Annotated in this window: 11 protein-coding genes; 7 read left to right on the forward strand and 4 right to left on the reverse strand. The window is 59.3% G+C overall.

What is annotated here, in order from left to right:
• The 6 genes from SIAM614_RS22080 (at nucleotide 1) to SIAM614_RS22105 (ending at nucleotide 7710) form a co-directional block, all read left to right on the forward strand.
• Nucleotides 1–1377, forward strand: coding sequence for an aspartate aminotransferase family protein (locus tag SIAM614_RS22080; protein WP_006938050.1), 1377 nt, complete (start codon nucleotides 1–3; stop codon nucleotides 1375–1377).
• 2 nt (nucleotides 1378–1379) lie between these two features.
• Nucleotides 1380–2294: a 2-hydroxyacid dehydrogenase gene (locus SIAM614_RS22085; RefSeq protein ID WP_006938051.1), complete on the forward strand. Its 915-nt coding sequence runs from the start codon at nucleotides 1380–1382 to the stop codon at nucleotides 2292–2294.
• 238 nt (nucleotides 2295–2532) lie between these two features.
• Nucleotides 2533–4146 (forward strand): ABC transporter substrate-binding protein, encoded by a 1614-nt coding sequence (locus tag SIAM614_RS22090; RefSeq protein ID WP_006938052.1) that lies wholly within the window; start codon nucleotides 2533–2535, stop codon nucleotides 4144–4146.
• Between the two features lie 71 nt (nucleotides 4147–4217).
• Complete coding sequence (locus tag SIAM614_RS22095) at nucleotides 4218–5171, forward strand: ABC transporter permease (protein WP_006938053.1); 954 nt, start codon at nucleotides 4218–4220, stop codon at nucleotides 5169–5171.
• Entirely contained in the window at nucleotides 5171–6007 is an 837-nt protein-coding gene (locus SIAM614_RS22100; protein ID WP_006938054.1) for an ABC transporter permease, read from the forward strand. The genes SIAM614_RS22095 and SIAM614_RS22100 overlap by 1 nt, the downstream gene beginning before the upstream one ends.
• Nucleotides 6007–7710 carry an ABC transporter ATP-binding protein gene (locus SIAM614_RS22105; protein WP_006938055.1) on the forward strand — a complete coding sequence of 568 codons (1704 nt, stop codon included), beginning with the start codon at nucleotides 6007–6009 and terminating at the stop codon, nucleotides 7708–7710. The genes SIAM614_RS22100 and SIAM614_RS22105 overlap by 1 nt, the downstream gene beginning before the upstream one ends.
• 136 nt (nucleotides 7711–7846) lie before the next feature.
• Here the strand turns inward: SIAM614_RS22105 and SIAM614_RS22110 are convergent, their stop codons facing one another.
• The gene (locus tag SIAM614_RS22110) at nucleotides 7847–8323 is read right to left on the reverse strand and encodes an Lrp/AsnC family transcriptional regulator (RefSeq protein WP_006938056.1); all 477 of its coding nucleotides are present in this window, start codon (nucleotides 8321–8323) and stop codon (nucleotides 7847–7849) included.
• 207 nt (nucleotides 8324–8530) lie between these two features.
• On the opposite strand from SIAM614_RS22110, the gene SIAM614_RS22115 reads away from it, so the two are divergent.
• Nucleotides 8531–9850 (forward strand): NAD(P)/FAD-dependent oxidoreductase, encoded by a 1320-nt coding sequence (locus SIAM614_RS22115; RefSeq protein WP_006938057.1) that lies wholly within the window; start codon nucleotides 8531–8533, stop codon nucleotides 9848–9850.
• A 111-nt stretch (nucleotides 9851–9961) separates the two neighbouring features.
• Here the strand turns inward: SIAM614_RS22115 and SIAM614_RS22120 are convergent, their stop codons facing one another.
• From SIAM614_RS22120 to SIAM614_RS22130, 3 genes are all read right to left on the reverse strand, one after another.
• Nucleotides 9962–10840: a GNAT family N-acetyltransferase gene (locus tag SIAM614_RS22120; protein WP_040440833.1), complete on the reverse strand. Its 879-nt coding sequence runs from the start codon at nucleotides 10838–10840 to the stop codon at nucleotides 9962–9964.
• Between the two features lie 259 nt (nucleotides 10841–11099).
• Entirely contained in the window at nucleotides 11100–12026 is a 927-nt protein-coding gene (locus SIAM614_RS22125; protein WP_006938059.1) for an SMP-30/gluconolactonase/LRE family protein, read from the reverse strand.
• Complete coding sequence (locus SIAM614_RS22130; protein WP_006938060.1) at nucleotides 12026–12754, reverse strand: cytochrome b561 domain-containing protein; 729 nt, start codon at nucleotides 12752–12754, stop codon at nucleotides 12026–12028. Before SIAM614_RS22130 ends, SIAM614_RS22125 begins: the two co-directional genes overlap by 1 nt.
• Nucleotides 12755–12788: the final 34 nt, after the last annotated feature.

Here is a 12788-nt window from a genome sequence, read left to right on the forward strand (position 1 = left end):
ATGCTCGCCAATTCACTGGTCGAACTCGATCGTGCCCACCTCATCCATCCGGTCGCAAGTTGGCGCGGACATGAAGCCGCTGGCGTCCGGCTGCTGAAATCGGCAAAAGGCGCGACCGTCACCGATGCGACCGGCAAGACCCTGCTGGACGGCTTTGCTGGTCTGTGGTGTGTCAATGCAGGTTACGGCCACGAGAGCATTGTCGAAGCCGCGGCGAAACAGCTTCGGGAACTGCCCTACGCAACCGGCTATTTCGGTCTGGGATCAGAACCGGCGATCAGGCTGGCCTCCCGGCTTGCCGAACATGCGCCCGGCGATCTCTCCCATGTCTATTTCACGCTCGGCGGATCTGATGCGGTCGATACCACGATCCGTTTCGTTCGCTACTACTGGCATGCAAAGGGGCAAACGAAGAAGGACCAGTTCATTTCCATCGAACAGGGCTATCACGGCTCCAGCTCCACCGGTGCCGGACTGACCGCCCTGCCCGCCTTCCATGCCGGTTTCGGACTGCCTTTCGACTGGCAGCACAAAATTCCGTCCCACGAACGCTATCGCAATCCGGCCGGCGACAATGACGACGCAATCATCGCGGCTTCGCTGGCAGCCCTGAAGGCGAAGGTCGAGGAATTGGGCGGTCCGGACCGGGTTGCCGCTTTCTATGCCGAACCCATCCAGGGCTCCGGAGGTGTCATCGTGCCGCCCAAGGGCTGGATCAGGGCCATGCGGCAGGCTTGCGAGGAGATGGACATTCTCTTTATCGCCGACGAGGTGATCACCGGGTTCGGCCGCACCGGACCGATGTTCGCCTGCGAGGAGGAGGAGATTGTTCCGGACATGATGACGACAGCAAAGGGGCTGACTTCCGGGTACGTTCCCATGGGTGCCGTCTTCCTCTCCGACCGGATGTATCAGGTGATGGCGGATGCCGCGGGCGCCGCGCCCGTCGGCCATGGCTTTACCTACTCTGCACATCCGGTCAGTGCCGCCGTTGGCCTCGCCGTTCTGGATCTTTACGAGGGCGGGCTTCTGGAGAACGGCCGCAAGATGGGTGAGCGTTTGCAGGCCGGGCTTGCCGAACTGTCTGACCACCCACTGGTTGGAGACGTACGCGGCCGAGGCATGCTGGCAGCGGTCGAGCTGGTTACGGACAAGGCGGCCAAGACCCCGCTTCCGGCTGAAGCCAAGGCCGCCTCGCGCATCTTCGACCGGGCCTGGGACAATGGCCTCGTTATCAGAGCCTTCGCGCATGGCGTTCTCGGCTATGCCCCGCCGCTCTGCTGCACGGCAGAAGAAATCGACGAGATCGTCAGCCGCACGCGCCTCACGCTTGATCAGACACTGGAAGATCCCGACGTTCGCGCGGCGATGGCCTGATCGTGGCAGTTCTTTACACGTCCGATGAAACGCGCGGTGCGGTGTTTGCGGAACGCTTTGCCGCCGTTTTCCCAGATCTGCCCTTCTACCAGAGCGAGGCCCCCCGGCCGGAAGATGTCGAGTTTCTCGTTACCTGGACGGTTCCCGGCAATGTGGACAAGCTTTATCCGAACCTGAAGCTGATCTTTTCGGTGGGGGCAGGTGTCGACCAGTTCGATCTTGCCGCACTACCCGATCGCGTCAGCGTGGTGCGGATGCTGGAGCCGGGTATTGCCGAGCAAATGCGGGAGTATGTGACGTTGGCAGTGCTCGGCCTTCACCGGGATCTACCGCGCTACATCAACCAGCAGGCCGGGGCTCAGTGGCTGGTCGGACGGAACGTGGCCGCCAAAAGCCGCCGCGTCGGTGTCATGGGCCTTGGTCAGCTTGGAAAGGCCGTGCTGGAGGCGCTGTCGCCGTTCGGCTTTCAGCTTAAGGGCTGGGCCCGGCGCCAGCACGACATTCCAGGTGTGGAAACGTTCACCGATCTCGGCGCCTTTCTGGCCGGAACGGACATTCTGGTTTGCCTGCTCCCGCTGACCCCAGCAACGACGGCGATCCTCGACGCGAAACTGTTCTCCACCCTGCCGCGCGGCGCATCTTTGGTACATGCCGGACGCGGCAGGCAACTGGATCACCAGGCGCTGGTGGATGCACTCGACGAAGGGCAGTTGGCATCCGCCTGGCTGGACGTCACCCACCCGGAGCCCCTGCCCGCAGATCATGCTTTCTGGGCGCACCCGCAGATCGTGCTGACGCCGCACATAGCCAGCCAGACCAGGGCCACGGAGGGGGCAGATCACGTTATTTCCGGCATTCAGGCCTTTCTGGCGGGCACGCCGATACCGGGCCTTGTCGAGAGGGAACGCGGTTACTGAGAGGCAGAACCAACGGGCAACGGCCAAGATTCAGCACATTCTGCCGCCACGAAACGTAATTCGGAGAATATTCGATCGGGAAGAAGAGCAAACTGATTGTCATCAGGCAGGCAATAGCCGGTGAAGCAAACAAAAAAGCCGGAAAAACCGGCACAACGATAAATGGCATAAAATGCCGATTTAGTTTTCAGCCTGCCCCGGACGCGAGAGCGAGCCGGCTTCCAGAAAGGGGAAAACAATGAGCAAATACGATATTACCAACTGGACCAGCGCCGATGATGCGCAGGTTGAAGAGGCGATCCGCCGCGGCGCAAGCCGGCGCGATGTGCTGCGACTGTTTCTGGCAGGTGGCGCCAGCCTTGCAGCGGGCAGTTCCGTTTTCACCCGTGCCACCGCGGCCCTTGCAGCCAGTCCCGTGAAGGGCGGCCACTTCAAGGCGGCCGGCTGGTCGTCGTCCACATCCGATACTCTGGACCCGGCAAAAGCGTCCCTTTCTACCGATTACGTGCGCTGCTGCGCGCTTTATAACCGTCTGACGTTTCTGGCCGATGGCGGCAAGCTGCAGATGGAGTTGGCAGAGGCCGTCGACAGTTCCGACGCCAAGACCTGGACCGTCAAACTGAAGTCCGGCGTCACCTTCCACGACGGCAAGACACTGACCGCGGACGATGTGGTCTATTCGCTGAAGCGCCACCTCGACAAGGAAACCGGTTCCAAGGTCAACTCCGTTGCCAAGCAGATGGAGGAGATCAAGGCAATCGATCTGTTGACCGTGCAGATCACTCTGGAAGCGCCAAATGCAGATCTGCCGACGATCCTGGCGATGCATCATTTCATGATCGTTCAGGACGGCACGATAGATTTCAGTAAGGGTATCGGGACCGGCGCCTTCAAGCTGGAAAACTTCGAACCGGGTGTCCGCTCGCTGATGAACCGCAACGAGAACTACTTCAAGCCGGGCGGCCCCAATGTCGACAGCTTCGAGTATTTCGCGATCTCCGACGAAATTGCCCGCGTCAACGCGGTGATTTCCGGCGATATTCATGTTGGCGCATCGGTCAAACCGCAATCCATGCGGCTTCTGGAAAGCCAGACCGGCGTTGATCTGGTGAAGTCCACCTCTGGTAACTACACCAACCTCAACATGCGCAAGGACATGGCGCCTGGCGAAAAAGCCGATTTCATCGAAGGGGTCAAATACCTTCTGAACCGCGAGCTCATCCAGAAATCCGTGATGCGCGGCCTGGCGGAGATCGCAAACGATCAGCCGATTTCACCGAGCAACGCCTATCACAACAAGGACCTGAAGCCGCGGGATTTCGATCCTGAAAAGGCCAAACATCACTTCGAAAAGGCCGGCCTTCTCGGCCAGTCCATTCCGGTGGTGGCATCCGAAGCTGCCAACGCGTCGGTTGAAATGGCAACGCTGCTGCAACAGGCCGGTAGCGACATCGGTATGAACTTTGACGTTCAGCGCGTGCCGTCCGATGGCTACTGGTCCAACTACTGGCTGAAGGCACCGGTCCATTTCGGTAACATCAACCCGCGCCCGACCCCGGACATCCTGTTCTCTCTGCTTTATGCCGCCACCGCGCCGTGGAATGAAAGCCGCTACGAGTCCGAAAAATTCGACACGATGCTGCTGGAAGCCCGCGGCGAGCTGGACTTCGAAAAGCGCAAGGCGATCTATGACGAGATGCAGGTCATGATCTCGGAAGAAGCCGGTACCGCCATTCCTGTCTATCTTTCCAACGTCGACGCGAAACAGTCGAAGGTGAAGGGACTGGAGCCAAATCCGCTTGGTGGCCAGATGGGTTATGCCATGGCGGAATACGTCTGGATCGAAGCCTGATACATTAAACTAGGGACTGGAGGTGGCTCTGCCTCCAGTCAATCCTTTCCGTTTCTGAGAGGCCGGTCTGAATGTCAGGACAAATTCCTCTGCTGGTCGTGAGCCGGCTCGGTGTGACGTTTCTCACCCTATTGATCGTGTCTTTTGTCGTTTTTGGAGCAACGCTGCTCCTGCCGGGCGACGTGGTCGAGATCCTTCTGGGCCAGGCTGCGACGCCGGAGGCCGTCGCGGGTCTGCGCGAGGCGATGCATCTCGATTCCCCGGCTCTCGTCCGTTACGGCCAATGGCTTTTTGGCCTGCTTCAGGGAGACCTTGGCGTTTCCTATGCCAACAACATGCCGGTTGCAGACATGGTCGCCGGACGGCTTGCCAATACTCTGCGTCTTGCAGCCGCGACCACGATCATTGCCGTTCCGATTGCGCTGCTCCTGGGCATCACGACAGCGATGTATCGCGGTTCACTCTATGACCGTGTCATCACGACAATCGTTGTTTCAATCGTTTCGGTGCCCGAGTTTCTCATCGCGACGCTGGCAGTGCTCGTTTTCGCCGTCTGGCTGCGCTGGCTGCCAGCGCTTTCGTTTACGACGGATCTCAGCAGCTTCGGCCAGTTGTTGAAGGCCTTTGCCATGCCGGTGATCACTCTGAGCTTCGTGATTGCGGCGCAAATGATCCGCATGACCCGCGCCGCGATGATCGATGCCCTGAACATGTCCTATGTGGAAATGGCGATCCTCAAGGGTGCCTCGAAAACACGAGTTGTTCTGCGGCACGCGCTGCCGAATTCGATCGGCCCCATCGCCAATGCGATAGCCCTGTCCCTGTCCTACCTCCTGGGTGGGGTGATCATCGTCGAGACGATCTTCAACTATCCAGGCGTTGCAAAGCTCATGGTGGATTCCGTCGCCACCCGCGATCTGCCGCTGATCCAGAGCTGCGCGATGATCTTCTGCGTCGGCTTCCTGACCCTGACCACCGTGGCAGACATCATCGCCATCGTGTCCAATCCGAGGCTGAGGACGTAATGCTGAAGGCTTTTTCTCCCGCAAGCCACGGCCTGCATATCAACTCAACCGGTTTGCTTGCAGGCCTCGTCATCCTGTTCTGGGTCGTTGTTGCAATCGCCGGCCCTGCATTCGCACCCTACGCGCCGGGTGACATCGTTGACTTCGATTTCTACGGACCGATGTCTGCCAAACTCTGGCTGGGGTCGGACTACCTGGGCCGGGATATTTTCTCTCGCATTCTTCTGGGCGCGCGCTACACGGTCGGCATCTCGTTTGCGGCCGTCACCATTGCCTGTTTCACAGGGGTCATCCTCGGCATGACTGCCGCGGCCCTCGGCGGTTGGTTTGACAGGATCCTGAGCCGTCTGATGGATGCACTTCTGTCTATCCCCTCCAAGCTGTTCGGCCTTGTCATGGTGGCGGCCATCGGCTCCTCCATTCCGGTGCTTATCGGCCTTCTGGCCGTCATCTATGCTCCAGGCTCCTACCGCTTTGCACGGGCTCTTGCCGTCAACTGCAACACCATGGATTACATCGCGGTGGCCCGCGCCCGGGGGGAACGCACGCCCTATATCATTCTCGACGAGATTTTCCCGAACATCATCGGTCCCGTTCTGGCTGACTTTGGCCTGCGCTTCGTCTTCATCGTGCTGCTTCTGTCCGGCCTGTCCTTCCTTGGCCTCGGCGTACAGCCGCCCAATGCCGACTGGGGATCGCTTGTGAAGGAAAACATCGGCGGTCTGCCCTTCGCCGCCCCGGCGGTGATCGCTCCCTGCCTTGCCATCGCCAGTCTGACAATCAGCGTCAATCTGCTGATCGACAATCTGCCTATCAAGATCCGGGACCGCGGCTGATGACCAAACCACTTGTCGACATAAGTAACCTGACGGTTGGAGCCGAGACGGACTCAGGACGCCGCGTGAAGATCATCAAGGGTGTGAGCTTTACGGTCGATCCGGGCGAGATCGTTGCGCTGATTGGCGAAAGCGGCTCCGGAAAGACCACGATTGCCCTTACCCTGATGGGATATGCCCGGCCGGGCTGCTCGATCACGGGCGGCAAAGTCTGCGTGGGTGAGCGAGACGTTGTTTCAATGTCGGAAAAGGACCGCCAGAAATTGCGGGGAACGGACGTCGCCTATGTGCCCCAAAGTGCCGCTGCTGCCTTCGACCCGTCCCAGCGCCTTATCGACCAGGTGATCGAAGTTTCCGACATTCACAAGCTGATGCCAAGATCGGAAGCGCGTGCAAAGGCAGTGGACCTGTTCCGTGCCCTTGCTCTGCCCGACCCGGAGCACATCGGCGACGGCTATCCCCACCAGGTCTCAGGCGGCCAGCTGCAACGCCTTTCCGCTGCAATGGCTCTCATCGGCGGCCCACAGGTTGTCATCTTCGATGAACCGACGACGGCGCTGGATGTCACGACGCAGATCGAAGTTCTCCGCGCCTTCAAGTCCGTGATGCGCAAAGGCGGAATGGCCGGGGTCTACGTATCGCACGATCTTGCGGTCGTCGCGCAGATCGCCGACCGGATCATCGTTCTGAAGGACGGCGTAATACAGGAACAAGGGACGACAGAAGAGATCCTGCACAACGCCCAACATCCCTACACCAGGGAACTGCTTTCAGCATTTCAGCCAGCGGTCTTCGCCTCGCTCGACAGCACGGCAAAGAAGGATGACCGGAAAAAAGGGCCGGTTCTCGAAGTCAGCAACATTTATGCCGGATACGGTTCGACTGGTCGGGACGGTCTGCCCTCCGCGCTCGTTCTGAAAGATGTGAGCTGCAAACTGGAACGCGGGCAGAATCTTGGCGTCATCGGTGAAAGCGGGTCAGGCAAGTCGACGCTTGCCCGCGTGATGGCCGGTCTGCTGCCGCATGCTCGCGGTTGGGTCAGTTTCGACGGCCGGGAACTGGCGCCACAGGCGAACGCACGCAGCAAGGAAGAGCTCAGGCGAATGCAGATCGTGTTCCAGCTTGCGGACACGGCCCTGAACCCGTCCCGCTCCATCGCAGACATTGTCGGCCGGCCACTTACCTTCTATCACGGCCTGAAGGGCGCAAACCGCGAAAACCGGGTCATCGAACTGCTTGATATGGTCCGGCTTCCAAAAGGATTGCTTCATCGGCTGCCGCGGGAATTGTCAGGTGGACAAAAGCAGCGGGTCAACCTTGCCAGAGCGCTCGCCGCGAACCCCGACGTCATCCTCTGCGATGAAATCACCTCTGCCCTGGACACTGTGGTTGCTGCCGCCGTGATGGATCTTTTGAAAGACCTCCAGAAGGAGTTGAACCTTTCCTATGTGTTCATCAGCCATGACCTGTCGACGGTCAGGTCAATCTGCGATCAGGTGATGGTGATGCAGAGCGGTGAGATGGTCGAGCTTTTGAGCAATAGTCAGCTTCCGGATGGCGCCCGGCATCCTTATTCCAAGCTCCTGTTCGCCTCTGTGCCACAACTCGACACCGGCTGGCTCGACGGATTGCCGGAAGATATCGCGGGAATGGGGAGCCCAACTGAAAATGCGCACGACGCGCGGCTTCGTGCCAATTCGTGAAGGGTTGATACGCAGAACTTGCCAGCGAACCTGATCTAGCGCCTGAAACACGGTCCGGTGCAGCTGTGCGCCCGGACGACGCGAAGCCTCTTCGCCGCGCCCCGGCTCAGCGCACGCAACAAGGTGCGTCGGACGATTACATCGGGAACATTGTCTTCAGCGGCAGATGCGGTTTTATGAATGGCGACTTCATGACCACAAAGCTGAAATATTTGTCGATGCCGATATCCATATCGATCAGGCGTTCCATGATCGCCTGATAATCGCCAATGCTGCCGGTGACGAATTTCAGCAGATAATCATACCCGCCAGAGATCAGGTGGCATTCGATGATCTCCTCCACCTTTTCCGCCGCCTGCTGGAACCGGTCGAAATCCATCTTGCGGTGATTTTTGAGCGTGACTTCGGTGAATACCGTGATCGTGGGTCCGAGCTTCGCTAGGGCGACCTGGGCCGAATAGCCTGTGATGTAGCCTGCCTGCTGCAGCTTCTTCACGCGCATCAGGCACGGGCTGGGCGACAGGTGGACGAGCTCCGCCAATTCGACATTTGTGATCCGCCCGTTTTTCTGCAGCTCGTACAGGATGCGGATATCGATACGATCCAGTTTCATTGAGACCTCTGTAGACCGCATCAACGATAAGCACAAAATTCTGCATTCACAATGGAAAACACGTTCGTTTTCCCCTTTCGTGAAATTACTACAGTTCTTCAGGTAAATTGAAGTGGCTCACTCACGGCATTTTATGCTGCAATCTCGCTTGTTCCGGCATCATTTCCCTGACACCTGCGGATAATATCGGCTGAAAAGGAGACTGATATGCCTGCGCCCCTCCGCATGATCGAGACATCAAACGCGTTGCCCGAAGAAGCCGATGTGGTTGTTATCGGCGCTGGTATTGTCGGCACCTGCACCGCCTATTTCCTTGCCAGACGCGGCTTGAAGGTCGCTCTTCTGGAGAAGGGCCGTGTCGGGGCTGAACAGTCGAGCCGAAACTGGGGCTGGTGCCGTCAGCAAAACCGAGATGCCCGGGAGTTGCCCATGGCGACACGCAGCCTTGCGCTTTGGGACGAACTCGCCGCCTCCGTAGGTGCGGAGTTGGGTTTTCGCCGCTGTGGCCTGCTCTACCTCTCCAACGATGATGCGGAGCTTGAGGGCTGGGCCCGCTGGCGGGATTTTGCCCGTGAGAGGGGTGTCACGACCCATGTGCTGACAGCGCAAGAAGCCACAGAACATGGGAGAGCGACGGGCAAACACTGGAAAGGCGGCGTTTTCTCACCGACCGACGGTATAGCTGACCCCTCCAGCGCAGCACCGGCGATTGCCAATGCCATTCCCGCACTCGGCGGCCATGTCATCCAGAATTGCGCCGTCCGCGGACTGGAGCTGTCTGCCGGCAAGGTCAGTGGCGTTGTCACCGAGCGCGGTACAATCCGAACCAAGACAGCCATCATGGCGGGCGGCGCCTGGGCCTCAAGTTTCTGCCGGCAGCTTGGTATCCGGTTCCCGCAGGCCTCGGTGCGCTCATCCATTCTGTCGGTGAGCGGAGCGGCGGGCATTCCCCCTGCCCTGCACACCTCCCAAGTTTCCCTGACAGCCAGAGGTGACGGCGGACATACGCTGGCGATTTCCGGAAAGGCCAGGGTCGATCCCACTGCCCAGATGTTACGGTTCGGAACGAGTTTCATTCCGATGTTTCTCAAGCGCCATCGGTCGCTTGCCCTGGGCGGAATGGAAGGCGTGCGCAGTGGCCATGAAAGCCTCGCCCGCTGGCGGCTCGACGGCGAAACGCCGATGGAACGGACGCGCATACTTGACCCGAATCCAGACAACAAGCAGATCCGGGATACCCTGAAGCGTGCGCAGCAGCTGATACCAGATCTCGGGTCGAGCAGAGTGACCGCATCGTGGGCCGGTTACATCGACAGCACGCCCGACGGTGTGCCCGCAATCGGTGAAACGGAGGTTCCGGGCTTTGTCCTGGCTGCCGGCTTCAGTGGCCACGGGTTCGGTATCGGCCCCGGCGCGGGCGAGCTGATCGCCGATCTTGTCATGGGGCATGAGCCTGTGATGGACGCAACGGACTATCGCCCGTCCCGCTTTGCCGAAAGCTCCTGGGGCAAGGTCGCGGAATTCTGACGCCGGATCATCAACACCTCGCCATTTTTTGGTAAGGCCGTGCCTTTGACCGTCGACTGCCGCCCCCGACCGGTGGCTGGCAATCGAGACGGAAGCGTTGGGAAATTCGGATTAGCCGAGAGCCTGGTTGACGAGACCGAAGGTGATCGGCCCGTCCTTTTCGATGAAGGCGGCTGCACCTGCAAAATCACGGGTCATGGTTGTAACCGTGTCGTAAAGCACAATGCCGGCTTCTGTGAGATAGGTCCGCAGCGGCCCGTCGGTTGCCCGGGTGTCCATGCGCAGGAATGTGTCCTTGTACTCTTTGACAAAGGGATGGATCAGGGCGATTGCGTCTTCTTCCGTTTCTGCAACGACCGGTCCCATTTGCCGCCCGCGTCCGAATTCGCGGCAAAGGGCAAATCCAACCAGACGTCCTCCTCTTTCAATGACAGTGCCCTGCGAGACCTGAAACAGTCGCTCGAAGATGTGCCCACGGTCTGCGCCATAGGCGTTTGCGTCCAGCCGGACGATCTCATCACGATGCTCTGCCCGCATCGGCGTGGCCGTATCAGGCGCATCGGGAACACGAACGGCGACCCCGTTCTGTTGGAATACCGTCTTCAGCGGTGTGAACCCGAGCGAAATATAAAGTCGGTAGGCCGCCTTCGTCGCATTCAGAATTTTCTCGCGGCTGCCGGTTTCCCGAAGGATATGACCCATAAGCCAACTGCCAGCCCCATGGTCCTGGAACCGAGGTGACGTGATGACCATTGCGACCGAGGCCCGGTGAGAGCCCATGGGGAACCACATGGCCGATCCCGCGACCCTGCCGATCTCGTCCCGCGCCACATATCCGTTGCCAAGCTGAATGAGCAGAGCCCAGTCATGGGGGCGATGGGGCCAGTTCACCCCGATGGACAGTTCATGAAGCTTCGGTATGTCTTCAAGAGTCATCGGAGACAGGGTGAGCTGATAACTATCCAGAATGATGGATGCGTCGGCCTGCAAGTCCGGCCTCCCTATCTGTCGTTTCGTCTCGGTTCTGCACATATATTCAGCATACGTGCCATCCTGCAGCACAATAACCTGATTTCCTTTGAAATCTGCAACTTACTGCTGTGTGGCATGCGGAAGCAGCGGGAACAGATACCGCTTCATCACATACGTCTGCGCGCAAATCTGGAGAAAACCAATCGCGCGGCAGACGACAAACACTTTCCAGATGGGTCAGATGACGCGAACACTTACGCGTGTGAGCACATAGCGCCTATCTGGAAACGCCATTTACATTGAGAAAAACAGAATAAAGAGATGTCGTCCCGGTGATGAAAAGCCGGTTGAGCTTGGCCCCGCCAAAGCAGACATTGCTGACGATTTCCGGGATATGCACCTTGCCGATCAAGGTTCCCTGACGATTCAGGCAGTGCACGCCATCGGCCGCCGAGGTCCATATGCGGCCGGACCGGTCCAATCGAAATCCATCGAAGAAACCGTTCGTGCAGGTCGCCAGTACGTCGCCCCCTCGCAGACTCTTGCCGTCATCGGCAACCTCAAACTTGCGAATGTGGGCCGGCCCGTTTTTCTGGTGGGTACCGCCAGTGTCCGCAATGAAGAGGTGCTGCTCGTCGGCTGAGAACGCCAGGCCGTTCGGCTTGACGAAATCCGTCGCGACGGCTGTCACGTCTCCCGTCGTGGGATCTGCGCGATAGACGTGGCATGCGCCAATTTCGCTCTCCGCACGATCGCCCTCATAGTCCATCATGATCCCGTAGGAGGGATCCGTGAACCAGACGGAGCCGTCTGACTTCACAACGACATCATTTGGTGAGTTGAGGCGCTTTCCGTTCCAGTGCGACGCAATCACGCTGAGGGAACCGTCATGATCTGTTCGTGTCACACGCCGCGTCAGGTGCTCACACGAAACCAGCCGTCCTTGCGTGTCGACCGTATTGCCGTTGGCGTTGTTGGAGGGGGAGCGAAACACCGACACAGAGCCATCCGTCTCGTCCCACCTCATCAGCCGGTTGTTGGGAATGTCGGACCAGACCAGATATCGTCCGGCCGGAAACCAGGCAGGTCCCTCCGACCAGCGCGCGCCGGTCCAGAGGCGCTCCACTCGCGCATGACCGATGAAGCAGTCTTCGAATTCCGGCTCGATGACCTCAAAGCCTGTGCCTTCCAAAACACCAAACATCACATATCCCGTTTCTTGCTGCAGATTGCCGTGGTGGCTGCTTGAGCGGACTTTCCAGTACGGTTACCCGGATGGACCGGGTCAGGGCCCCAGATCGCCTGGTAAGTATCGACGGCCCACCCATTGCGTTGCAGCACAAGCGCGGCGGCCGTCAATCCCGTCCACCAGAGCGACAACACGAACCACATCCATCGCGGCGCATTTGTTGCCCAGAGTCCGCTGCCGACTGCTCCCATCATCATGACCAGAGCAAGGTAGCCGAAGATTTTGTGAAAACTTTCAAAAAGCTGCCGTCGGAGCGTCATGTCATAATGATCCCCGCGGAGGGAACCGTCCGGCACCGGGCTGGTCGGGCCGCCTTTGGTGCCACGCAAGAGGCCCGACAGGCCTTGAAAGCACCCGAGTGCAAGCACGCAATAACCGAATGAACGGTGCATCTGTTCATGGCCCGTGTTCTGACTGGACAGCAGGACGAGGCAGAGGCCGACTGCCGACAGAACCAGAACCACGCTTTGCCCCATCCAGTGACAGCGCCACCACGTCTTGTTATCCAGCTCCCGGGGCCAGTTCTGCGAAGGCAGGACTTTGAGATAGCGCGCTGTCAGGATCGCCAACGGTGCAAGGATCCCCCAGCCGAGCACCATGGTGCGGGCGTGCCAGGACAGGGCAAGCCCGACATCATGGACCCGGTCCGGGTCCATCGGAGAGATCAGCCACTCCAGCATCATTGGTTGACCGTCCCGGCCGTCCTGATCGGCCCGC

The organism is Roseibium aggregatum IAM 12614 (assembly GCF_000168975.1).
In the GTDB taxonomy this organism is placed as follows: domain Bacteria; phylum Pseudomonadota; class Alphaproteobacteria; order Rhizobiales; family Stappiaceae; genus Roseibium; species Roseibium aggregatum.